At 69.7% G+C, this 21,149-nt stretch carries 22 protein-coding genes and 1 riboswitch; of the genes, 15 read left to right on the top strand and 7 right to left on the bottom strand.

Going from position 1 to position 21,149, the window contains the following annotated elements:
• A partial coding sequence (locus tag VBO01S_RS25260; protein ID WP_062480562.1) for a LysR substrate-binding domain-containing protein occupies nucleotides 1–671 on the top strand: 671 nt, incomplete at its 5' end.
• Between the two features lie 3 nt (nucleotides 672–674).
• Here VBO01S_RS25260 and VBO01S_RS25255 read toward each other — a convergent pair.
• On the bottom strand, nucleotides 675–1,613 hold the full coding sequence (locus VBO01S_RS25255) for a LysR family transcriptional regulator (RefSeq protein WP_062480554.1): 939 nt from the start codon (nucleotides 1,611–1,613) through the stop codon (nucleotides 675–677).
• A 140-nt stretch (nucleotides 1,614–1,753) separates the two neighbouring features.
• Here VBO01S_RS25255 and VBO01S_RS25250 point away from each other — a divergent pair, with 140 nt between their 5' ends.
• The 8 genes from VBO01S_RS25250 to VBO01S_RS25215 all read left to right on the top strand — a co-directional run bounded on the left by VBO01S_RS25250 (nucleotide 1,754) and on the right by VBO01S_RS25215 (nucleotide 9,527).
• Nucleotides 1,754–2,527 carry an SDR family oxidoreductase gene (locus VBO01S_RS25250; RefSeq protein ID WP_062480552.1) on the top strand — a complete coding sequence of 258 codons (774 nt, stop codon included), beginning with the start codon at nucleotides 1,754–1,756 and terminating at the stop codon, nucleotides 2,525–2,527.
• Between the two features lie 42 nt (nucleotides 2,528–2,569).
• Nucleotides 2,570–2,839 (top strand): hypothetical protein, encoded by a 270-nt coding sequence (locus tag VBO01S_RS25245; protein ID WP_062480550.1) that lies wholly within the window; start codon nucleotides 2,570–2,572, stop codon nucleotides 2,837–2,839.
• A gap of 57 nt (nucleotides 2,840–2,896) precedes the next feature.
• Nucleotides 2,897–3,727, top strand: coding sequence for a prolipoprotein diacylglyceryl transferase (lgt, locus tag VBO01S_RS25240; protein ID WP_062480548.1), 831 nt, complete (start codon nucleotides 2,897–2,899; stop codon nucleotides 3,725–3,727).
• A gap of 190 nt (nucleotides 3,728–3,917) precedes the next feature.
• Nucleotides 3,918–4,586, top strand: coding sequence for a GntR family transcriptional regulator (locus VBO01S_RS25235; RefSeq protein WP_062480546.1), 669 nt, complete (start codon nucleotides 3,918–3,920; stop codon nucleotides 4,584–4,586).
• A gap of 40 nt (nucleotides 4,587–4,626) precedes the next feature.
• Nucleotides 4,627–6,093, top strand: coding sequence for a malonyl-CoA decarboxylase (locus VBO01S_RS25230; protein WP_062480544.1), 1,467 nt, complete (start codon nucleotides 4,627–4,629; stop codon nucleotides 6,091–6,093).
• A 93-nt stretch (nucleotides 6,094–6,186) separates the two neighbouring features.
• On the top strand, nucleotides 6,187–7,176 hold the full coding sequence (locus VBO01S_RS25225) for a Bug family tripartite tricarboxylate transporter substrate binding protein (RefSeq protein WP_062480542.1): 990 nt from the start codon (nucleotides 6,187–6,189) through the stop codon (nucleotides 7,174–7,176).
• Entirely contained in the window at nucleotides 7,173–7,955 is a 783-nt protein-coding gene (locus VBO01S_RS25220; RefSeq protein ID WP_062480540.1) for an enoyl-CoA hydratase/isomerase family protein, read from the top strand. Before VBO01S_RS25225 ends, VBO01S_RS25220 begins: the two co-directional genes overlap by 4 nt.
• 27 nt (nucleotides 7,956–7,982) lie before the next feature.
• Nucleotides 7,983–9,527, top strand: a complete 1,545-nt coding sequence (locus VBO01S_RS25215) for a malonate--CoA ligase (protein WP_062480560.1) — start codon at nucleotides 7,983–7,985, stop codon at nucleotides 9,525–9,527.
• A 20-nt stretch (nucleotides 9,528–9,547) separates the two neighbouring features.
• Here the strand turns inward: VBO01S_RS25215 and VBO01S_RS25210 are convergent, their stop codons facing one another.
• Together VBO01S_RS25210 and VBO01S_RS25205 are read right to left on the bottom strand one after the other, a co-directional pair.
• A complete protein-coding gene (locus VBO01S_RS25210; RefSeq protein WP_062480538.1) occupies nucleotides 9,548–10,612 on the bottom strand; it encodes a phenylacetaldoxime dehydratase family protein in 1,065 nt (354 codons plus the stop codon).
• Between the two features lie 20 nt (nucleotides 10,613–10,632).
• Nucleotides 10,633–11,637: a carbon-nitrogen hydrolase family protein gene (locus tag VBO01S_RS25205; protein WP_062480536.1), complete on the bottom strand. Its 1,005-nt coding sequence runs from the start codon at nucleotides 11,635–11,637 to the stop codon at nucleotides 10,633–10,635.
• 179 nt (nucleotides 11,638–11,816) lie between these two features.
• Between VBO01S_RS25205 and VBO01S_RS25200 the strand changes: the two genes are divergently transcribed.
• Entirely contained in the window at nucleotides 11,817–12,782 is a 966-nt protein-coding gene (locus VBO01S_RS25200; RefSeq protein WP_062480534.1) for an AraC-like ligand-binding domain-containing protein, read from the top strand.
• A 45-nt stretch (nucleotides 12,783–12,827) separates the two neighbouring features.
• Here VBO01S_RS25200 and VBO01S_RS25195 read toward each other — a convergent pair whose 3' ends face one another.
• The 4 genes from VBO01S_RS25195 to VBO01S_RS25180 form a co-directional block, all read right to left on the bottom strand.
• Nucleotides 12,828–13,253 carry a universal stress protein gene (locus VBO01S_RS25195; protein WP_062480532.1) on the bottom strand — a complete coding sequence of 142 codons (426 nt, stop codon included), beginning with the start codon at nucleotides 13,251–13,253 and terminating at the stop codon, nucleotides 12,828–12,830.
• Between the two features lie 73 nt (nucleotides 13,254–13,326).
• Complete coding sequence (locus VBO01S_RS25190; protein WP_062480530.1) at nucleotides 13,327–14,154, bottom strand: sulfite exporter TauE/SafE family protein; 828 nt, start codon at nucleotides 14,152–14,154, stop codon at nucleotides 13,327–13,329.
• A gap of 292 nt (nucleotides 14,155–14,446) precedes the next feature.
• Nucleotides 14,447–14,782, bottom strand: coding sequence for a cell division protein ZapA (locus tag VBO01S_RS25185; protein WP_062480529.1), 336 nt, complete (start codon nucleotides 14,780–14,782; stop codon nucleotides 14,447–14,449).
• A complete protein-coding gene (locus VBO01S_RS25180; RefSeq protein ID WP_056581479.1) occupies nucleotides 14,779–15,006 on the bottom strand; it encodes a hypothetical protein in 228 nt (75 codons plus the stop codon). Before VBO01S_RS25180 ends, VBO01S_RS25185 begins: the two co-directional genes overlap by 4 nt.
• 398 nt (nucleotides 15,007–15,404) lie before the next feature.
• Nucleotides 15,405–15,644: riboswitch (cobalamin riboswitch) on the top strand.
• A 72-nt stretch (nucleotides 15,645–15,716) separates the two neighbouring features.
• Here VBO01S_RS25180 and VBO01S_RS25175 point away from each other — a divergent pair.
• From VBO01S_RS25175 to VBO01S_RS25155, 5 genes are all read left to right on the top strand, one after another.
• The gene (locus tag VBO01S_RS25175; protein ID WP_062480527.1) at nucleotides 15,717–17,657 is read left to right on the top strand and encodes a TonB-dependent receptor domain-containing protein; all 1,941 of its coding nucleotides are present in this window, start codon (nucleotides 15,717–15,719) and stop codon (nucleotides 17,655–17,657) included.
• Nucleotides 17,642–19,039 carry a cobyrinic acid a,c-diamide synthase CobB gene (locus tag VBO01S_RS25170; RefSeq protein WP_062480525.1) on the top strand — a complete coding sequence of 466 codons (1,398 nt, stop codon included), beginning with the start codon at nucleotides 17,642–17,644 and terminating at the stop codon, nucleotides 19,037–19,039. Before VBO01S_RS25175 ends, VBO01S_RS25170 begins: the two co-directional genes overlap by 16 nt.
• On the top strand, nucleotides 19,026–19,607 hold the full coding sequence (locus tag VBO01S_RS25165) for a bifunctional adenosylcobinamide kinase/adenosylcobinamide-phosphate guanylyltransferase (protein WP_062480523.1): 582 nt from the start codon (nucleotides 19,026–19,028) through the stop codon (nucleotides 19,605–19,607). The genes VBO01S_RS25170 and VBO01S_RS25165 overlap by 14 nt, the downstream gene beginning before the upstream one ends.
• An 11-nt stretch (nucleotides 19,608–19,618) precedes the next feature.
• A complete protein-coding gene (locus VBO01S_RS25160) occupies nucleotides 19,619–20,485 on the top strand; it encodes an ABC transporter substrate-binding protein (RefSeq protein ID WP_062480556.1) in 867 nt (288 codons plus the stop codon).
• A gap of 5 nt (nucleotides 20,486–20,490) precedes the next feature.
• Nucleotides 20,491–21,149 (top strand): iron chelate uptake ABC transporter family permease subunit (locus VBO01S_RS25155; protein ID WP_062480558.1); only part of this gene is annotated, 659 nt, incomplete at its 3' end.

Below are 21,149 nucleotides of genomic sequence, written 5' to 3'. Positions count from 1 at the left end.
CGGCGGGGCAGGTGGGGCGCGTGCGCATCGCCTTCGTTTCGACGGTCGGCTTCGAGCAGCTGCCGGCCTGGGTGCGCGAGTTCCGCGTGCTGTGCCCCGAGGTGGCGCTGGAGCTGGTCGAGGCCACCGGCGACGTGCAGCTCGAGGCCTTCGCGCGCGGCGAGATCGACGCCGGCCTGATGCTGCATTCGCCGGGCGCCGCGCCGCCGGGGCTGGCCTGCCTGCCGGTCGAGGTGGAGCCGCTGGTGCTCGCGCTGCCCGCCCAGCACCGGCTGGCCGAGGCGCGGCCCGTGCCGCTGGCCGAGGTGCTCGACGAGCCGCTGGTGATCTTTCCGCGCCGCATCGTGCCCTCGCTGCACGACGCGATCTTCGACCTGTACCACGCGGCCGGGCGCACGCCGCAGGTGGCGCAGGAGGCGATCCAGATGCAGACGATCGTCAACCTCGTGTCGGGCGGCATCGGCGCGGCCTGGGTGCCGCACAGCGTGATGCAGTTCCGGCGCGCGGGCGTGGTCTACCGGCAGGTCCACGAGTTCAAGGGCGTGGGGCGCCGCCGCGTGACGCTGCCGGTGTGCGAGACCAGCCTCGTGTGGCCCGCGCAGGCGGCGCACCCGGCGCTGGCGCGCTTCGTGGCCTTCGTGCGCGAGCGGGCCGGTCGCGTGACGGTGTAAAGCTCAGGCGCTGCGCGCCGCCCGGCCGGCGGGCGAGGGCGCATCGAGCGTGGCCGCCAGCAGCGTGTCGAGCCATCCCGCGAAAGCCTGCACCCGCCGCGACAGATTGCGCCGGTGCGGGTAGACGAGGTGCACCGGCAGCGGCTCGGCGCGCGCGTCGGGCAGCACTTCCACCAGCTCGCCGGCCGCCAGGTGCTCGCGCACGTCGTAGGCCGGGATCTGGATCAGGCCCAGCCCTGCCAGCGCGCAGGCGATGTAGGTCTCGGCGTTGTTCGCCGCCACCTGGCTGCGCAGGCGCAGCACCTGGGTCTCGCCGTCGCGCACTTGCCATTCCCACGGCGCGGCCCGGCCGCTGGTCGGCGAGGCGTAGTTGACCGCCACGTGCTGCGGCAGGTCGGCCGTCGTGCGCGGCGTGCCGTGGCGCGCAAGGTAGGCGGGGCTGGCGCAGTTGATGAGCGTGAAGTGCCCCAGCGGCCGGGCCACGAGGCTGCTGCTGGCGAGCGGGCCGACGCGCAGGGCGCAGTCCACGCCTTCGAGCACGAGGTCGACCGCGCGGTCGCTGGAACCGAGTTCCAGTTCGACCGCCGGGTGGCGTGCAAAGAAGTCGGGCAGCGCCGGCGCGATCAGCAGGCGCGCGATGCGGCTGGGCACGTCGACCTTGAGCCGGCCGCTCACGCTGCTGTGCGCGGGCTGGAACTGCTGTTCCATGTCTTCCATGTCGGCCACCAGCGCACGGGCCCGCTCGAGCAGCACCTCCCCGTCGGGCGTGAGGCCGACGCGGCGCGTGGTGCGGTGCAGCAGGCGCGAACCCAGGCGCGCCTCGAGCTGCTGGATGGCGGTCGAGATGGTGGCGCGCGGCAGCGCCAGCCGGTCGGCGGCGCGCGTGAAGCTGCCGGTTTCGGCCACGCGCAGGAAGACCTGGAGGAGTTCGATGCGGTCCATGGCGGCGGGGCTGATTGTTCTTGGTTTTCAGAATAGTCTAGCCTTGAATGAATGATTTATCCGCAACTTGGCGATCAATAGACTGGCGGCTCGTCACACATCCCGTCCCGGGTCTTTCACTCACTCAAAGGAATCCTTCCATGTCCGCACGCACGCTCACGAACAAGGTCGCCGTCATTGCCGGCGGCGGCAAGAACCTCGGTGCCCTCATCGCCCACCAGCTGGTCGACGGCGGCGTCCGCGGCATCGCCATCCACTACAACAGCGACGGCTCGCGCGCCGAGGCCGAGCAGACCGCCGCCGCGCTGAAGGCCAAGGGCGCCGACACGCTGCTGGTGCAGGGCGACCTCGCGGTGGTCGAGAACAACGTGAAGCTGTTCGACCAGGCGGTGAAGCACTTCGGCCAGGTCGACCTGGCGATCAACACGGCGGGCGTAGTGATCAAGAAGCCGATCCTGGACATCACCGAAGCCGACTACGACAAGAGCTTCGACGCCAATGCCAAGGCGGCCTTCTTCTTCATCCAGCAGGCCGGCCGCACGCTGGCCGATGGCGGCAGCATCGTGACGCTGGTGAGCTCGCTGCTCGCGGCCTACACGCCGTTCTATGCCATCTACCCGGCGGCCAAGGCGGCGGTGGAGCACTACACGCGCGCGGCCTCCAAGGAGTTCGGCGACCGCGGCATCTCGGTGAACGCCATCGGCCCGGGCCCGATGGACACGCCGTTCTTCTACGGCCAGGAAAGCCCCGAGGCCGTGGCGTACCACAGCAGCGCCGCCGCGCTCAGCAAGTACTCGAAGAAGGGCCTGACCGACATCGAGGACATCGCACCCATCGTCCGCTTCCTGGTCACCGAGGGCTGGTGGATCACGGGCCAGACGATCTTCGCCAACGGTGGCTACACCACGCGCTGAAGCGCCGATATCCGGCAAGATGCGCCCAGGAGGACAACGCAGATGCACACAGTCATGGTGATGGGGGGCGGCTTCGCGCTGCTGGTGGTGTTTCTTCTGGCCGGCCGCTTCATGGGCGACGGCTCGTCGATGGCGCTGGCCGCGGCGGCCAAGTGGTTCATTCCGGCGTGGTTCGTCGGCGCGGGCATCAACATGGCCGTGGGCGTGCTCAAGGCCGGGTACTCGGTGGCCGAGGAGCTGCCGATCTTCCTGTTCATCTTCGCGGTACCTGCCCTGGTGGCGGGGTTGTTGTGGTGGAAGTTCGGGCGCTGACATTGCCCTGAATGCCCCCGCGGCCGCGGCGTCATTGCGCCACGGCACAATCGTCGGATGCTCATGTATCCGCAGATCAATCCCATCGCCTTGCAGCTGGGGCCGGTGGCCATCCACTGGTACGGCCTGACCTACCTGGCGGCCTTCGCGCTGTTTTATTTTCTGGGCACGCGCCGCCTGCACCACGAGCCGTTCCGCTCGCTGGCCACGGCCGGCGTGTGGCAACGCAAGGACATCGAGGACATCCTGTTCCTGGGCGTCATGGGCGTGATCGTCGGCGGCCGGCTCGGCTACTGCCTGTTCTACAAGCCCGAGTACTACCTCACGCATCCGCTCGAGATCCTGTACGTGTGGCAGGGCGGCATGAGCTTCCATGGCGGCCTGCTCGGCGTGATCGGCGCCATGGTGTGGTTCGCGCGCTCGCGTGCGCGGCCGTTCTGGCAGGTGATGGACTTCGTCGCGCCTTGCGTGCCGACCGGCCTGGCCGCAGGCCGCGTGGGCAACTTCATCAACGGCGAGCTGTGGGGCCGCTTCAGCAGTCCCGACCTGCCCTGGGGCATGGTGTTCCCGCAAAGCGGCTCGATGCTGCCGCGTCACCCGTCGCAGGTCTACCAGTTCCTGCTCGAAGGCCTGCTGTTGTTCGTCGTGATGTGGCTCTATGCGCGCAAGGAGCGCAAGCAGGGGCAGGTGGCCGCCGTGTTCCTCATCGGCTATGGCGTGCTGCGCTTCGTGGCCGAGTACTTCCGCGAGCCCGACGATTTCCTGGGCCTGCGCGCGCTCAGCCTGAGCCAGGGACAGTGGCTCAGCGTGCCGATGGTGATCGGCGGCATCGCGCTGTGGATCTGGTTCGGCCGCGCCGGCAAGACGGGCAGCACCGCGCGCGCCTGACCTCTCCACACCCCGCACAACGCGGCGCAGCACCTTCGGGTGGACGCCGCTTTTTTTCGTCGGTCTCAGGGTAATTCCGGGCCGCAAGGGCAGGGCGCGGCCCTTGCATTGCGTTAACCATGCACTCACAATTATGTGTAATTACAGGAAATTACGCGAAACGCCCGCCGACTTTCCGAGTCCTCAACGCATGCGCCTGGTCCCCAATTCCCTCCACGACGAAGTCGCCGCCACGCTGCGCGAGCAGATCTTCGACGGCACGCTGTCGCCCGGCAGCTTCGTGGACGAGGTGGCCCTGTGCGAGCGGCTGTCGATCTCGCGCACGCCGCTGCGCGAGGCGCTGAAGGTGCTCACGGCCGAAGGCCTGCTGCGCCACGAGCCGCGCCGCGGCTGCTTCGTGAACGAGGTGACGGAGCGCGACCTCGACGAGATCTTTCCGGTCATCGCGCTGCTCGAAGGGCGCTGCGCCTACGAGGCCGCGCGCAACGCCAGCGACGCCGAACTGAACGAGCTCGACGCGCTGCACGAGCGCCTGGTGCGCCACGCCAAGGCGCGGCGCATCAACGACTACTACGCCACCAACCACATCATTCACGAGGCGATCATCAAGCTCGCCGACAACAAGTGGCTGGCCCAGGTGATCGGCGACCTGCGCAAGATCCTGAAGCTCGCGCGGCTGCAGCAGCTGCACGCGCCGGGGCGGCTCGACCAGAGCCTGTCGGAGCACCTGGCCGTGTTCGCCGCGCTCAAGGCGCGCGACAGCGAAGGCGCCGACGCCGCCATGCGCACCCACATGACGCGCCAGCGCGAAGCCTTGCGCGAAGTCATGCAACAGCAGAAATCCCGGGTGATGCCATGACAGGCATCGCCCATACAGCCAACGGCACAGGAGCAGATCGATGAGTGCGACCGAGTGGTTCCAGGCGCGCCTGCGCATGGGCGAATCGTCCAAGGTTCCCGTGGCGAGCAACGGCGCCACGAAAGGCCCGGCCCGCCACACGCCCAAGCCCAGCGCCCGCACCACCGCCGAGCGGCTGCAGGCCACGCTGCGCAAGGCCGACGAGGCGCTGTCGCCGCGCACGCTGCGCCGCGTGCTGGCCGAGCTGCAGGCGGTGATCGATCCGCGCGTGAGCGAGGTCGAGGGCGGCCGCCGCGCCCATGCCATCGCGCAGGCTTATGCCGGCGCCTCGCCCGAAGAGCGCCGCGACTACTGGGCGCTTATGAGCGAGCATTTCGCCGCCGACGCGGGCAAGCTCAAGAGCGCGCGCGACCAGCACCAGAGCGCCGTCGGCACGCCCGACGAAGGGCAGGCCGAGCTGCGCCTGCGCCGCGCGCTGGTGTCGCCGCGCATGCGGCTGCTGCAGCGCTTCGCGGTCGAGCCCGGCGGCATGCGCTTTCTGGTCGACCTGCGCGCCGACCTGCTGCCGTGCCTGAAGTCCGACAAGCGCCTGCTCGCGCTCGAGGCCGAGCTGGAGCACCTGTTTTCCACCTGGTTCGACGTGGCTTTTCTCGAGCTGCGCCGCATCGACTGGAACTCGCCGGCCTCGCTGATCGAGAAGCTCATCCGCTACGAGGCGGTGCACGACATCAAGAGCTGGTCCGACGTGAAGAACCGGCTCGACGACAGCGACCGCCGCTGCTACGGCTTCTTCCATCCGCGCCTGCCGAACGAGCCGCTCATCTTCGTCGAGGTGGCGCTGGTCGACCGCATCAGCGAAGGCATCATGCCGCTGCTCGACGAGGCCGCCGTGCCGGTGCAGCCGGCCAAGGCCACCACGGCGATCTTCTATTCGATCAGCAACACGCAGACCGGCCTGCGCGGCGTGAGCTTCGGCGACTCGCTCATCAAGCGCGTGGTCGAGACCCTGCAGGACGAGCTGCCGCGCCTGAAGACCTTTGCCACGCTGTCGCCCATTCCGGGCCTGCGCGCGTGGCTCGCCAAGAACGCCGCCGAGCTGCTGCCGCGCCTGGACGAGAAGCGCGAAGCCGAACTCGGCCGCCTCGTCGGCTCGGTGCCGCCCACGGCCGAGCGCCTGCTGGCAGCGGTTGATGCAGCAACAGAACTCGACGCGAAATCGCCGCTGCGCCAGTGGCTGCTGCAGGCCACCGCCGAATACCTGGGCCGCACGCTGGTCGACGGCACGCCGGCCGACCCGGTCGCGCGCTTCCACCTGGGCAATGGCGCGCGCGTCGAGCGGCTCAACTGGGCCGGCGACCCATCGGCCAAGGGGCTCAAGCAGTCGTACGGCCTCATGGTCAACTACCTGTACGACCTCAAGCGCCTGGACCGGCATCGCACCTGGCTGGCCGAAGGCAAGATCGCGGTTTCGGGAGACATCGAAGGCCTGTTCCTCAAAAAAGGCTGAGTCCGTTCGCTTCGCCGCGGCAGCGCTGCGGCCCGCACCTTGACCGCCGGAGGGCGGCAACATCCACAACGACGACGACAGGAGACGAGACAGATGACGCAACAGAGTTTTCAACGACGCGATGTGCTGCGCGTCGCCGCCGCTGCCGGGGCCGTGGCCCTTTGCGGTGGTGCGCGCGCCCAAGGCTGGCCGACCAAGCCGGTGACCATGGTGGTGCCGTTCCCGGCCGGCGGAGGCACCGACGCCTTCGCGCGTCCGCTGTCGGCCCAGTTCTCCCGCGCGGCGGGCCAGACGCTGGTCATCGACAACCGCGGCGGCGCCGGCGGCACCGTGGGCGCGAGCATCGCGGCCAAGCTGCCGGCCGACGGCTACTCGCTCTTCATGGGCGCCGTGCACCACGCGATCGCGCCGTCGATCTATCCCAAGCTCGACTACGACCTCGAGAAAGACTTCGTGCCTCTGATGCTGCTGGCCAACGTGCCGCAGGTGGTGGTGGTCAACCCGAAGCGGGTGCAGGCCGCGACCATCCAGGAGCTGATTGCCACCGCCAAGCGCAACCCCGGCAAGCTCAACTACGGCTCGGCCGGCTCGGGCACCTCGCACCACCTGGCGGGCGAGCTGTTCAAGCTGCAGACCGGCACCTTCATCACCCACATCCCGTACCGCGGCGCGGGCCCGGCGCTGTCCGACCTGATCGCGGGCAACGTCGACCTGATGTTCGACGGCCTGGGTTCCTCGGCGCAGCACATCAAGGGCGGTCGCATCAAGGCGCTCATGGTGGCCGGCGCCAAGCGCAACCCCGCGTTCCCCGACGTGCCCTGCGCCGCCGAGGTCGGGCTGCCCGACTACACCGTCACCACCTGGTACGGCCTGTGGGCGCCCAAGGGTACGCCGGCCGAAGCGCAGACGCAGATCATCGACACGATGAAGAAGGCGCTGGGCACCGACGAGCTGAAAGCCATCTGGGCCCAGAACGGCTCCGAGATCCCGAACGTCACGAACGCCGCCTACGGCCGCTTCGTCAACGCCGAGATCAAGCGATGGGCGACCGTCGTGAAGGCCTCGGGCGCCAAGCTCGAATGAGCGAGCGGCAGGTCTCGCTGCGCCGCGAAGGCGCCGTGGCGGTTGTCACGCTGTCGAACCCGGGGCGTCTCAATGCGATGACGCGCGCCATGTGGCGCGCGCTGCGCGCGGTGTTCGACGGCCTGCACGGCGACACCGCGCTGCGCTGCGTCGTCGTGCGCGGGGAGGGCGGTGCCTTCTGCGCGGGCGGCGACATTTCCGAGTACCCCTCGTTCCGCTTCGAGGAAGCGAGCCTGCGCGAATTCCACGAGAACGAAGTCTGGGCCGCGCTGCAGGCGATGCTCGACTGCCCGCTGCCGCTGGTGGCCCAGATCGAAGGTGCCTGCATGGGCGCCGGCGTCGAGATCGCCAGCTGCTGCGACATCCGCCTGGCCGGTGCGTCGGCGAAGTTCGGCGCGCCCATCGCGAAGCTGGGCTTTCCGATGGCGCCGCGCGAAGCCGCGCTGGTGCATGGCGCCATCGGCGACGTGCTGGCGCGCGACATGCTGCTGGCCGCCGGCGTGCATGGTGCGCAGCGGCTGTACGACGCGGGCTTTCTGCTGCACGTGCTGCCCGATGCCGAGGTGCCGGCCGCTGCGCAGGCGCATGCGGCGCGCATTGCGGCGCTGTCGCCCCAGGCCGCGCGCCTGCACAAGGCCACCTTTACCGCACTGAAGAGCGGCGGCGCGGCAGCACAGCAGCTGCTGGCCACCGCGTACGACTATGCCGACAGCGCCGAGCACCGCGAGGGCATCGATGCCTTCCTGGGCAAGCGCCCTCCGAATTTCCGACCTTCCTGAGCCTGCCGTTCGATGATGACGAAGATGATGAAGACGAAGTCCTCCCCCAACGCCAACCTGTTCGCCGCCTTGCGCGCCGCCTTTCCCGCCGACCTCGACGCCATCGCGGTCGAGACCGACAACGGCCTGCATTACTCGTGGCGCGACCTCGACCGCGCCAGCGCGATGATCGCCAACCTGCTCGACGGCCTGAAGCTCGAGAAGGGCGCGCGCGTCGCCGTGCAGGTCGAGAAATCGGTCGAGGCCATGCTGCTGTACCTCGCGACGCTGCGCGCGGGCTACGTGTTCTTGCCGCTCAACACGGCCTACCAGAGCGCCGAGATCGAGTACTTCATCGGCAACGCCGAGCCCGCCGTGGTCGTGTGCACCGGCCGCAACGCGGCCTGGGTGCGCCCCATCGCCGAGGCGGCCGGCACGCGCCATGTGTTCACGCTGGACGACGACCGCACCGGCACGCTGCTCGACGCGGCGGCGCGCTGCAGCGACCGCCACACCGTGGCCATCAAGAAGCCCGACGACCTCGCCGCCATCCTGTACACCAGCGGCACCACCGGCCGCAGCAAGGGCGCGATGCTCACGCACCGCAACCTGCTGTCGAACGCCGAAGTGCTCAAGGACTACTGGGGCTGGACGAAGGGCGACGTGCTGATCCACGCGCTGCCGATCTTCCACGTGCACGGCTTGTTCGTGGCGCTGCACGGTGCGCTGCTCAACGGGAGCAAGATCCTGTGGTTCTCGAAGTTCGACCCCAAGCGCATCGTCGCCAAGCTGCCCGAGGCCACGGTGTTCATGGGCGTGCCCACGCTCTACGTGCGCCTGCTGGCCGAACCGGGCCTCACGCGCGAGGCGGTGCGCAGCATGCGCCTGTTCGTCGCGGGCTCGGCGCCGCTGCTCATCGAGACCTTCGACGAATGGCGCGAGCGCACCGGCCACACCATCCTCGAGCGCTACGGCATGAGCGAGACCGCCATGCTCACGTCCAACCCGTATGACGCCAAGAAGGGCGAGCGCCGCGGCGGCACCGTCGGCTTCGCGCTGCCCGGCGTGCAGCTGCGCGTGCGCGACGACGAGGGCAAGGACCTGCCGGTCGACGAAATCGGTGGCATCCAGGTGAAGGGCCCCAACGTGTTCGCGGGCTACTGGCGCATGCCCGAGAAGACGAAGGAAGAGTTCACCTCCGACGGCTTCTTCAAGACCGGCGACGTGGGCAAGATCGATGCGCGCGGCTACATCACCATCGTCGGGCGCAGCAAAGATTTGATCATCAGCGGCGGCTACAACGTCTACCCGGCCGAGATCGAGGGCTACATCAACGAGATGGCCGGCGTGGCCGAAAGCGCCGTCATCGGCGTGCCGCACCCCGACTTCGGCGAGGTGGGCGTGGCCATCGTGATCCCCAAGGGCGGCGCCACGATCGACGCCGACGCCATCGTGGCCGAGCTCAAGGCCAAGCTGGCGAACTTCAAGATCCCCAAGCGCTGCTTCGTCGTGCCGGAGCTACCGCGCAACACGATGGGCAAGGTGCAGAAGGCGCTGCTGCGCGCCGAGCACAAGGGGCTGTTCGCAGCCTGAGCCCGCCGCGCGCCCGGGCGTCAGGCGGCGGGTGCGAGCCCGTTCATCAGCCCGCTGCGCGCGTGGCAGTTGATGTACTCGTAGCTCTGCTCGTCGGCCTTGAGCACCGACACCTCGTGGTACAGGCGCAGGCGCAGCTCGAAGTTCAGCGCCTGCACGTAGCGCATGAAGCTGCCGAAGATCGCGACGTGCGTCGGGTGCGACTCGGCCCAGCGCTCCATGTCGGCCAGCGAGCGCCAGTAGCTCAGACCGAAGGACTTCTGCAGCGGAGCGCCGTGTGCGTCGAGGTGGTGCATGAAGCGGTTGCTGTAGCAGCCGATGGGCAGGCCCTGGTCGCGCAGGAAGTCCATGCCTTGGCGCAGCACCGGGGCCATGTCTTCCAGGTAGCGCTGGCGTTCCTGGCCGGTGGTCTCGGTCCATTCCTGGCCCGAACGGATCATCGCGAGGTGCGTGTGGCCCGCGATGCGCACGCGCTGGCCCGGTGCAGGCGTGCCGGCGATCACCGCGCGCGTGCCTGAAGGCGCGAGCGCGTCGGCCTGCGCGAGCGGGAGTCGATCGCGCATCGACCCCCAGTAGCCGTGCTCCTGCAGTTCGCCGCTCACACCGCCCATCACCACGCCGATGCCCTCGAGGCGGTCGGGCGTGCTGAACAGGGTCTCGAAGTGCGCAGCACGCGGGGATGCGATTTCGCGGAAGTAGCCGAGGCCTTCATGCAAGCGCTCGTCGGCGTTCCACCAGGCCTCGATGGCGGGCGTGGCACACCAGCGCGCGAACGCCGCCGCATCGTACCAGCAGGCGATGGCGATCAGGTTGTCGTACCCGTCGGCGTCGACGCAGTGGGCCAGGTCGTGGTGGCCGGGCCCGTCGGGCAGGGCGAAGTCGCGGGTGATCTTCAGGAGCGCGGCGCAAGCCCGGCCCTGCATCGCCGGGCCGCGCGACTGCACGCCGAAGTAGCCCATCACGACCTGGGTCGTCGCCGCGGGCGCGCGCGCCGACCAGCCGGGGTAGGGCGGGGTGTGGTCGTCTGCCACGCGGCGCTCGCGGGTGCGCGGGCAGCGCAGGTGCTCGGGGATGGCCGATTCCATGGTGCGGCTCCGTGGTCGGCTCAGGCCACGACCGGCTCGGGCACGCTGCCCTCGGGCTCCGGCGTGAGCTGCACCACCACGGGCGTGCGCCGCGTCTTGTTCAGCAGCAGCTGCGTGACGTCGGGCCGCGAATAGTGGCCGCTCGGATCGGCCGCCGCCTTGGCGAGCGCGATCATGCCGAGGTCGATGTCGGCGACCACCAGGCCTTCGGCGTCTTCGGCCAGCGGCGTGCCCAGTGGCGAGCCGTCCGGGCCGTAGATGCGCGCATGCCCGCCGCCGACGCCCAGCATCTGTCGCTTGCCGTCGTCGGTGCACATCAGCTCGCTCATCGCCTTCGACACCGTGGCGCAGGGCGCGATGACGAAGCAGCCGCCCTCGACCGCATACACCTGGCTCGCGGCGTTGTTGACCTCATAGCCCAGCGCGTAGGCCGCGCCGCGGTAGAGCGAAAAGCTCGGCCACGCGCCGCAGTGGATCTGCTCGTTCTGCGCATACATCGCGTACTTGCTCAGAGGCTGCAGGTGCTCCCAGCAGCACAGCGAGCCGATGTTGCCCAGCGGCGTCTGGACCACGTGCAGGTCGGCGCCATCGCCTTCGCCGAACACGGTGCGTTCCACGTGCGTGGGCTTGAGCTTGCGGCGCGTCTGCACGGTACGACCCTGGTCGTCGATCAGCGCCTGCGCGATGTACAGGCTGCCCGCCGCTTTCTCGCTGTAACCGAGCGAGAGCCAGATCTTGTGCTGGCGTGCCGCCGCCTGCAGGCGTTCGAACTCGGGCGAGCCGATGACCAGCGAGTTGTCGTGGTAGCGCTGCACGAACTGCATGCCCCAGGCCGGCGAGTCGAGCCAGACCCACCACGGGTAGCCCGGCACCCAGGTCTCGGGAAAGGCGATGAGCTGCACGCCCTGTTTCGCGGCCTGCGCCATGAGGTCGATGGTCTTGTCGATGGTGGCGTCGAGGTCGAGGAAAACAGGCGCGGCCTGCACGGCGGCGACGCGGAGCTGGGGGTGGACGGTGGTCGGCATGGGGTGTTCTCCAGGGGGCAATGAACGTAACGAAATCCCCGCTGTGCGCACCGGGTTTGCGCGGTGGCATGCGGGTTGCATGAAGCGTAAATTCGCGCCGCCGGAACGCCTTGACCCGGATTGGCGGCGTTCTTGTTCCAGCGTTGCATGTGCCTTGCGAAGGCCTTCCGAGGACCCCGATGACCCCCTTGCTCAGCACCGATGCCGTCCCGCGCGACCAGCGGCTCGCGTACTGGACCGACATGATCTGCAACGTCTACGTGCAGCTCGAATGCGACGCGGTGCGCACCGGCGAGGGTGGCGACTTCGAGGGCAGCATCCGCCAGCACGCGCTGCCCGGCCTCGGCATGTCGGTCGTGACCTCGCGGGCGCAGAAGGTGATGCGCACGCCGGGCCACATCGCCGCATCGAGCGACGACTGTTTTCTCGTGAGCATCCAGGCGCGCGGGCAAGGCGTGGTGCGCCAGGACGGGCGCGACGCCGTGCTCGGCGCCGGCGACTTCGCGCTGTACGACAGCACGCGGCCTTACCAGCTGCTGTTCGACCAGCCCTTCGAGCAGATCGTGCTCAAGCTGCCCGGCGAGCGGCTGCGCAGCGAACTGCGCGACACCGAAGCGCTCACGGCCACCACGGTGTCGGGGCGCGAGGGCGCGGGGCACCTGCTGCTGGGCATGATCCGCACGCTGCGCGAGGACTTCGACGCGCTGCAGCCGGCCTCGGCGCTGGCGGTGTCCCATGGCGTGCAGAACATCCTCGTGGCCGGCCTGCAGACGCTGCCCGCGGCGCACGCACCGGCGCTCAGCAAGCTCACGGCGTACCACCTCGCGCGCGTGAAGCAGCTCATCGACGAGCAGCTGGCCGATCCGACGCTGTCGGTGGGCACGCTGGCGGCGCAGCTGGGCATGTCGGTGAGCCACATCCACCGCGTGTTCAAGAGCGAGCCGCTGACGCCCTCGCAGTACATCTGGGAGCGCCGGCTCGACGCATGCAGCCGCGACCTCCTGGAGCCGCGCCTGGCAGGGCGGCCCGTGGGAGAGATCGCGTACGGGAGAGGGTTCAACGACGCGGCGCATTTCAGCCGCGCGTTTCGCGAGCGCTTCGGATGTTCGCCGCGCGAATGGCGGCGGCAGCGCTCGCTGCAATGACCGCGGCCACGGCGTAGCGGCCGTCGCCGGGGTGACCGGGTCTTCTTACTGGACCAGCAGCACCGAGATGTCGGTCTCGGCCACGACCTTGGTCGCGACCGAGCCCATCAGCGCGCGGCCCAGGATGCCGTGGCCGTGCGTGCCCAGCACGATCAGCTCGGCCTTCGATTCGGTGGCCGACTTGAGGATTTCCTCGGCCGCGTGGCCGTGGCGCGCGTCGGCGGTGAAGTTGGCCACGCCTTTCTCGGCGAACCAGGCCTTCACCGGGTCGAGCACCTTGGCGTTTTCCTCGGCGTAGTACTCGGTGACGATTTCCTTGCTCAGGTGGCGTGCCACGTGGCCGGAGATGCCGGTGCAGACATTGACCACCACCAGCTCATGGCCGTCCACGAACATGGCGCGGTTGGCGAGCAGGTAATTGAGGGCCTTTTGCGTGTAGGCGCTACCGTCGACTGCAATGAGGATTTTCATGGCTTTCCTTCTACGACTGTAAACAAGTGCCGCATAGGATGGCACAGGAAAGCCACGGGGTGTTTGATATGCCTCAGCCCCGCAGGCCCTTCCAGAGCATGTAGGCGGCCAGCAGGTACAGGATGCTCGCGAACACGCGCTTGAGCTTTTTCACCGGCAGGCTGTGCGCGGCCCTGGCGCCCAGCGGCGCGGTGAACACGCTGCAGGCCGCGATCACCACGAGCGCGGGCAGCCAGATGTAGCCGAAGGCGCCGGCCGGCAGGCCCTGCACCGACTGGCCGCTGAGCACATAGCCCAGCACGTTGGCCACGGCAATCGGAAAGCCCAGCGCCGCGCTGGTCGCCACCGCGTTGTGGATCGCCACGTTGCACCAGGTCATGAACGGCACGCTGATGAAGCCGCCGCCCGCGCCCACCAGGCCCGAGATGAAGCCGATGGTGCCGCCCGCCGCGAGTTGGCCCCCGGTGCCCGGCATCTGGCGCGTGGGCTTGGGTTTCTTGTCGAGGAACATCTGCGTGGCCGAGAAGCCCACGAACAGTGCGAAGAAGATGGCCAGCGCCGTGCCCTTGAGCAGCGCGAACACGCCCAGGCTGCCCGCGAGGCTGCCGATGACGATGCCGGGTGCCAGGCGCTGCACGATGTCCCAGCGCACCGCGCCGCGCTTGTGGTGCGCGCGCACGCTCGATACCGACGTGAAGATGATCGTCGCCATCGAGGTGGCGATCGCCATCTTCACCGCCAGGTCGGCCGGCACGCCGCGCTGGCCCATGATGATCGTGATGAACGGCACCATCAGCATGCCGCCGCCGATGCCCAGCAGGCCGGCGAGGAAACCGGTGCCCAGGCCGAGCGCGGCGAGTTCGGCGATCAGGAGCGGGTCGAGCAGGGCAGCGAGGTTCACGGGAGGATGGGGAAAGAACGAGCGGCTGAAAAAGCAACGGCCCCGAGCGGTGAGGCAGGGGGCCGTGGCGGGAAAAGGTGTCTGCAGATGGTGTGCCGGACCCGCATCCTGAACCAGGGTTCAGGTGGGCGAGGGCAGCAGGACTTCGGGTTCATCTGACGCGAGATGATCACGCCCGTCAAGCGATGTACCAAGCCCGGCTCCGGAGAGCATTGGAACAAGGAAATATTAAGCCCGACACGTCTGCAGACAAAACGGATTTTACGCCCCGGATGTGCCGGGCCGCGCGCCCTCAGAGCAAATGTCCATCGCCCGCCAGGGCCTGATCGAGTCTCTGAATGAGCTGGGCGGCCTTCGGGTCGGTGTCGGTGGCGGTTTCTTCCGTGCTGCTGGCCGCGACGGGGGCCGGTGCGGCGGCAGCAGCGGCCTGCTGGGCCGCGAGATCGAAAGCCAGGTTCAGCGAGGCGAGCACGGCGATGCGGTCGCGTGCCTTCACCTTGCCCGCGTCGCGGATCTTGCACATGGCCGCGTCCACGCGGTCGACGGCCTCGCGCAGTTGCGCTTCGCCGCCGTCGGGACAGCCGAGCAAGTAGCTCTGGCCCATGATCTGTACTTCAATCTGCTTCATGCGTGATGGGAATCTTCGGAAGGGGGTTCGGCCGGCAGCCGTTCGAGCAGGGCATCGAGGCGAGTGCGGGCTGCGGCGAGCCGCGACTTCAGGCCGTCGCGTTCACGCGTGAGCGCATCGACCTGTTCCTGCAGCAGCGCGTTGGTGCGCTGCACCTCTTCGTGACGCACGAGCAGGCGTTCCACACGCTCGGCGATCTGGTCGATGGGGCTGGAGGCGGGCATGGTTGGCGATTGTAGTTTCCCGGGAATTCGGAACATCCGGCGCACCGCGCGGGGCGCGCACCGGACGTGGCCGAGATTCTGGGGCCTGCGCCGCCCGTGATCAAACACGGTGTGGCGTGTGCGCCCCGTGGGCTAGGGTGAATCGGCATTCAGACGGGGCCGCGTTGGCCCGCCTTGCACCCGGATGCGCGGAGGGCGGCGCAGGCCAGAGTCATCTCTGGTCAAGCCGGCCGACAAAGCAGGCGGGTGCAAGGCGGGCCAACCCGAAGGGAAGGACGAATACCGGGCGCATTGCGGCGTTGCGCTTCGCTTGCGTAGCCAAGCTACGCGGCGCTCACCGCGCCTTGCACTGCACCCGGTATTCGTCCTTCGCGGCCCCGTCTGAATGCCGATTCACCCTAAAATCTCGCCCGTTGGTGCTCGCGGCGTGGTTCGCACGGCGCAGTTCAACGGGAAGCAGGAGTGGACGCCCCCCGGGGCCGAAGCCGCCTGCGCTGCCCCCGCAACGGTCAAGCAGACGACGCCGCAACGCGTCACCCCTTTCCATCCAGCCACTGGGCGCCCTGAAACAGGTGCCTGGGAAGGCGGCAAAGGGTCGATCTGCCAGCCCGGATACCGGCCAACAAGGCGGCTGCCGCATCGGCAGCCATGACGCCCATGGCGCCGGCGGGGAAGCCGGCCAGGGCATAGAAGTTCGTTCGGTTCACCCCATGATTTCCTGTGTTTCCCTCTCCAGCGGCCGCGCCAGCGTGCGCCGCAACCGTCCCGCGTGCCTGCCGCTGACGCTCGCCCTGGCCTCGGCCTTCGGCGGCCTGGCCCTGGTGCCGCTGGCTGCGCAAGCGCAAGCCGCCGCGACGCTCGACGAGACCGTCGTCACCGCCAACCGCACGCCGCAGGCGCTGTCGGACCTGGTGGGCGATGTCTCCATCATCGACCGCAAGACCATCGAACGCAGCGGCGCCACCGGCGTGGCCGACGTGCTGGCGCGCTTGCCCGGCATGGAGATCTCGCGCAGCGGCGGCGTGGGCAACGCCACCAGCGTGTTCATCCGCGGCGCCGAATCGCGCTTCACCGCGGTCTACCTCGATGGCGTGCGCATCGATTCGCAATCGACCGGCGGCGCCGGCTGGGAAGGCATTCCGCTCGCGCAGATCGACCGCATCGAAGTGCTGCGCGGCCCGGCCGCCGCGGTGTACGGTTCGGACGCCGTGGGCGGCGTGATCCAGCTCTTCACCAAGCGCGGCGAGGAGGGCGTGTCGCCCTACGCCGGCATCGGCTTCGGCAGCCACGGCCTGCGCCGGATCGAAGGCGGCGTGAGCGGCAAGTCGGGCCTGCTCGACTACTCGTTCGGCGTCGCGCATGAGGAAAGCAAGGGCTTCAACATCCAGCCGATCGCCAAGCGCACGCCCTCGAAAGACGGCTTTACCAACCCCGACCGCGACGGCTACCGCAGCACCTCGGGCAACCTGAAGCTGGGTTTCCAGATCACGCCCGACCAGCGCATCGACGCCACCTTGCTCACCAGCAACACCGAAGCGGCCTACGACCCGTCGGTGAGCTTTCGCACCAAGCCGCCGATCACCTTTCGCGACGACGTGTCGACCAACGAGCTGCGCACCGCCGGCCTGACCTGGTCGGCCAAGTGGAACGACATCTACAGCACCCGCCTGCAGGTGACCGATTCGCAGACCGTATACAAGACCCAGCCCTCGTTCTATCGCACCGAGACCCGCCTGCGCGGCTACCTGTTCCAGAACGAATTCCGCTTCGGCGCGCACCTGGTGACCGCCACGCTCGAGCGCCGCGAAGACGCGCTCGAAAACGCGCCGACCACCTCGGCCAAGCTGTTCTCGCGCGACCGCTCGCAGAACGCCGCCGCACTGGGCTACGGCTACGTGAAGGGCCCGCATTCGCTGCAGCTGCACGTGCGCCATGACGACGACAGCGAGTTCGGTGGCAAGACCACCGGCAGCGCCGCCTACGGCTACGCCATCACGCCGAGCCTGCGCGCCACCGTGTCGGCCGGCACCGCGTTCCGTGCGCCCACGCTGTACCAGCGCTTCAGCGAATACGGCCTGGCGAGCCTGCAGCCCGAATCGAGCCGCAACGTCGAGCTGGGCCTGCAGTACACGGCCGGCGGCACGCAGGCCGGCATCGTGCTGTACCGCAACCGGGTGCAGAACCTCATCGTGTTCGACGGCAGCGCCAAGGGTTGCCAGTCGTCGTTCGGCTGCTACGCCAGCACGGCGCGTGCGCGCTACCAGGGCGTGACGCTCACGGGCGGCCACCGCATCGGCGACGTCACGCTGCGCGCCTCGCTCGACTACCAGGACCCGCGCGACCTCGCCACCGACCACCTGCTGGCACGCCGCGCCCGTGCCCACGGCACGCTGGGCGCCGACTGGCGCATCGCCGGCTGGACGCTGGGCGCCGAGGTCCAGAGCTCGGGCAAGCGCTACGACGACGCGGCCAACACCGTCAAGCTCGGCGGCTACACGCTGCTGAACCTGTCGGCCAGCACGCAGATCACGCGCGACCTGAACCTCGTGGCGCGCGTGGACAATGTGGGCGACAAGGACTACCAGTTCGCACGGCTCTACGCCACCGGGGGCCGCACCGCGTACGTCGGACTCAAGTGGACTCCGCAGTAAACACCCGCCGTTCTTCGCCCGGCGCAGCCGTCACCTGCGCCGCGGTGCTCGTGGCCGCGCCGGCCTCGGGGCAGGGCAAGACCACGGTCGCGGCCGCCCTGGCGCGGCTGCACGTGCGCCAGGGCCGCCGCGTGCGGGCCTTCAAGTGCGGTCCCGACTTCCTCGATCCGCACTGGCTCGCGCTGGCCACCGGCGCGCCGGTGCATTCGCTCGACCTGTGGATGACCGGCGAGGCCGACTGCCGCGCGCGCCTGCATGCCGCCGCGTGCGAGGCCGACCTGGTGATCGTCGAAGGCGTGATGGGCCTGTTCGACGGCACGCCCAGCGCGGCCGAGCTGGCCGAGCGCCTGGGCCTGCCCGTGCTGGCCGTGATCGACGCGCAGGCCATGACCGGCACCTTCGGCGCGCTGGCCTACGGCCTGCAGAACTTCCGCCCGGGCCTGCCCTGGGCCGGCGTGCTGGCCAACCGCGTGGCCGGCGAGCGCCACGCCGACATGCTGAAGGACGCCTTGCGCGAGCCCGACGACTGGCTCGGTGCCTTGCCGCGCAGCGCCGATTTCGCGCTGCCCGAACGCCACCTGGGACTGGTCGGCGCTGCCGAACTCGGCGACGCGATGGTGCGGCTCGACGCCGCGGCCGACGTGCTCGCCGCCACGCCGCTGGGTCAGCGCGCACCCGGGCAGCTGCCGCAGGTGCGCTTCGAGCCCGCGCCGACGGCGCCCGTCGCGCCGCTGCTGGCCGGACGCACCATCGCCATCGCGCGCGACACGGCGTTCTCGTTCATCTACCCGGCCAACCTCGAGGTGCTCGAAGCCCTCGGTGCGCGGCTCGCGTTCTTCTCGCCGCTGGCCGACGAACCGCTGCCGCCTTGCGATGCCGCCTGGCTGCCCGGCGGTTACCCCGAACTGCACGCGGCCGTGCTGTCGGCCAGCGACCGGCTGCGGCTCTCGCTCGCCAACCACGTCACGGCCGGCAAGCCGATCTGGGCCGAATGCGGCGGCATGATGGCGCTGTTCGACGAACTCGCCACGCGCGACGACGCCGAGCCAACCGACGTGCACCGTCTTTGGGGCGTGTTGCCGGGGCGGGCCGTCATGCAGAAGCGGCTGGCCGGCCTCGGCCCGCAGCAGCTCGACCTGGGCGCGCATGCCTTGCGCGGCCACACCTTCCACTACTCGCGCTGCGAGACGCCGCTCGCGCCCGCCGCGCGCACCGTCGGCACGCGCGGCGGCGAGGCGCTGTACGTGCACGGCCCCGTGCGCGCGAGCTACTTCCATGCGTGGTTCGCGTCCAGCCCGGAAGCGACCGCGCGGCTCTTCAGCGCCATGCCCCTCGAACTCGACAGCCACGCCGCACAGGCGCCCCCCGATGCCCCTCACTGAGCACGAATTCATCCTCGGCGGCCAGAAAAGCGGCAAGTCGCGCCGCGCCGAACAGCGCGCGGCCGACTGGCTGGCGTCCGGGCCTGCATCTCGCCGCGCGGTGCTGATCGCCACCGCGCAGGCCCACGACGACGAGATGCGCGAGCGCATCGCGCGCCACCAGGCCGACCGCGCCGAGCGCGTGCCCGGTCTGCAGGCCCTCGAGGAGCCGATCGAGCTGGGGCGTGCCATCGTCACGCAGAGCGCGCCCGACACGCTCGTGGTGGTCGACTGCCTCACGCTGTGGCTCACCAACCTGCTGATGCCGCTGCGCACCGAAGGCGCCGCGGTGGTCACGCGCACGCCTTCGGCGCACGCCACGCTGCTGCTCATCGCGCTGCGCGAGGCGCGCGGGCCGGTGGTGCTGGTCGGCAACGAAATCGGCCTGGGCGTGATCCCGCTGGGCCGCGAGACCCGCGCTTTTGTCGACGTGCTCGGCCGGCTGAACCAGGACGTGGCGGCCGCCTGCCATCGCGCGACGCTGATGGTCGCCGGCCTGCCGCTGACGTTGAAGGCACCTGGCGCATGAGCTTCGATCGCATGAAGACCTGGTTGCGCGCGTCGTTGCTCGGGCTCGCCTTGGTGGTGGGCGCGCAGGCGGCGCAGGCCGTCGACGTGGTCGATGAGCGCGGCGTTACCGTGCACCTGGCGCAGCCGCCACAGCGCATCGTCTCGCTGCTGCCGTCGCTGACCGAAGGCGTCTGCGCGCTCGGCGCCTGCGACCGGCTGATCGGCGTCGACCGGTATTCCAACTCGCCCGCGCAGGTGCGTGCGCTGCCGCAGCTCGGCGGCGGGATCGATCCGAACGTTGAAGCCATCGTCGCGCTCAAGCCCGACGTGGTGCTGCTCGCCAGATCGTCGCGTGTCACGCAGCGGCTCGAGGCACTGGGCCTGAAGGTGATCGTGCTCGAACCCAGGAGCCACGCCGACGTGCGCCGCGTGCTGGGCGCGCTCGACCAGGTGCTCGGCACGCACGAAGCGCCGGCCGTGTGGCGCGCCATCGATGCGGCCGTGTCGGCCGCGGCGCAGTCGCTGCCCGCCAGCGCCAAAGGCCTGCGCGTGTACTTCGAGGTCAACACCGGCCCTTATGCGGCGGGCGATTCGTCCTTCATCGGCGAGACGCTCGCGCGCCTCGGCGTGAAGAACATCGTGCCGGCGTCGCTCGGCCCCTTTCCCAAGCTCAACCCCGAGTTCGTGGTGCGCGCGAACCCTGACCTCATCATGGTCAGCGTGCGCAGCGCGATGGGACTGGAGCAGCGACCCGGCTGGGGCGGCATCCGCGCGGTGCGCGAAGGCCGCGTGTGCCGCTTCGACGCCGAACAGACCGACGTGGTCGTGCGCCCCGGCCCGCGCATGGACGAGGCCGCGCGCCTGATGGCGCAGTGCCTGTCGGACAAGGGGCGGTGAGCGGCATGCATTCCGCGCACCTGCGTCGCGTGCTGCTGCTCGGTGCCGGCCTGCTGGTGCTGGGCGCGGCGCTGCTGCTCTTCGGCCTGGGCATCGGCAGCACCGGTTTCCAGAGCCTGCTGTCCGCGCGGCACGACCCGGTGGCGCTGCAGATCGTGTGGGACATCCGCCTGCCGCGCACCCTCGGTGCGTGGTTGGCGGGCGCGCTGCTCGGGCTTGCGGGCGCGGTGGCGCAGGGCCTCTTTCGCAACCCGCTGGCCGACCCGTACCTGCTGGGCAGCGCGTCGGGCGCGTCGCTGGCCGTGGCGCTGGCGCTGATGCTGTTCGGCGGCTCCGTCACCAGCACGCAATGGGTGATGCGCCTGGGGCTCACCGGCGCGGCTTTTGTCGGTGCCGTGGCCGCGGTGCTGCTCACGCTCACGCTGGCGCGCGGCGTGCAACAGACCCTGCGGCTGCTGCTCGCGGGCGTGATCGTGGGCGTGGTGCTGGGCGCCGCCAAGGACCTCATCACCATCGCCTCGGCTGACATTCTTCAGGCGTTGCAGGGCTTCGTCCTCGGCAGCACCGGGCTGGTCGGCTGGGCCGCCTGCGCCGTGATGGCGGCGGTCGGCGCGGCTTGCCTGCTGCTGGCCTGGGCGCTCGCGCCGGTGCTCGACGGCCTGGC

The sequence above is a fragment of the Variovorax boronicumulans NBRC 103145 genome (genome assembly GCF_001591345.1).
GTDB classification, from domain to species: domain Bacteria; phylum Pseudomonadota; class Gammaproteobacteria; order Burkholderiales; family Burkholderiaceae_C; genus Variovorax; species Variovorax boronicumulans.
The sequence above is the reverse complement of the archived record's forward strand: the minus strand, read 5'-3'. Positions and strand labels throughout refer to the sequence as shown.

Excerpts from the sequence above, each read along its gene's own strand:
- VBO01S_RS25225 (WP_062480542.1), top strand. The coding sequence starts at position 6,187 with ATGACGCAACAGAGTTTTCAACGACGCGATGTGCTGCGCGTCGCCGCC.
- VBO01S_RS25245 (WP_062480550.1), top strand. The coding sequence starts at position 2,570 with ATGCACACAGTCATGGTGATGGGGGGCGGCTTCGCGCTGCTGGTGGTG.
- VBO01S_RS25250 (WP_062480552.1), top strand. The coding sequence starts at position 1,754 with ATGTCCGCACGCACGCTCACGAACAAGGTCGCCGTCATTGCCGGCGGC.
- VBO01S_RS25200 (WP_062480534.1), top strand. The coding sequence starts at position 11,817 with ATGACCCCCTTGCTCAGCACCGATGCCGTCCCGCGCGACCAGCGGCTC.
- VBO01S_RS25215 (WP_062480560.1), top strand. The coding sequence starts at position 7,983 with ATGAAGACGAAGTCCTCCCCCAACGCCAACCTGTTCGCCGCCTTGCGC.
- VBO01S_RS25195 (WP_062480532.1), bottom strand. The coding sequence starts at position 13,253 with ATGAAAATCCTCATTGCAGTCGACGGTAGCGCCTACACGCAAAAGGCC.
- VBO01S_RS25185 (WP_062480529.1), bottom strand. The coding sequence starts at position 14,782 with ATGAAGCAGATTGAAGTACAGATCATGGGCCAGAGCTACTTGCTCGGC.
- VBO01S_RS25165 (WP_062480523.1), top strand. The coding sequence starts at position 19,026 with ATGCCCCTCACTGAGCACGAATTCATCCTCGGCGGCCAGAAAAGCGGC.
- VBO01S_RS25235 (WP_062480546.1), top strand. The coding sequence starts at position 3,918 with ATGCGCCTGGTCCCCAATTCCCTCCACGACGAAGTCGCCGCCACGCTG.
- VBO01S_RS25180 (WP_056581479.1), bottom strand. The coding sequence starts at position 15,006 with ATGCCCGCCTCCAGCCCCATCGACCAGATCGCCGAGCGTGTGGAACGC.
- VBO01S_RS25220 (WP_062480540.1), top strand. The coding sequence starts at position 7,173 with ATGAGCGAGCGGCAGGTCTCGCTGCGCCGCGAAGGCGCCGTGGCGGTT.
- VBO01S_RS25175 (WP_062480527.1), top strand. The coding sequence starts at position 15,717 with ATGATTTCCTGTGTTTCCCTCTCCAGCGGCCGCGCCAGCGTGCGCCGC.
- VBO01S_RS25230 (WP_062480544.1), top strand. The coding sequence starts at position 4,627 with ATGAGTGCGACCGAGTGGTTCCAGGCGCGCCTGCGCATGGGCGAATCG.
- VBO01S_RS25210 (WP_062480538.1), bottom strand. The coding sequence starts at position 10,612 with ATGGAATCGGCCATCCCCGAGCACCTGCGCTGCCCGCGCACCCGCGAG.
- lgt (WP_062480548.1), top strand. The coding sequence starts at position 2,897 with ATGCTCATGTATCCGCAGATCAATCCCATCGCCTTGCAGCTGGGGCCG.
- VBO01S_RS25160 (WP_062480556.1), top strand. The coding sequence starts at position 19,619 with ATGAAGACCTGGTTGCGCGCGTCGTTGCTCGGGCTCGCCTTGGTGGTG.
- VBO01S_RS25255 (WP_062480554.1), bottom strand. The coding sequence starts at position 1,613 with ATGGACCGCATCGAACTCCTCCAGGTCTTCCTGCGCGTGGCCGAAACC.
- VBO01S_RS25205 (WP_062480536.1), bottom strand. The coding sequence starts at position 11,637 with ATGCCGACCACCGTCCACCCCCAGCTCCGCGTCGCCGCCGTGCAGGCC.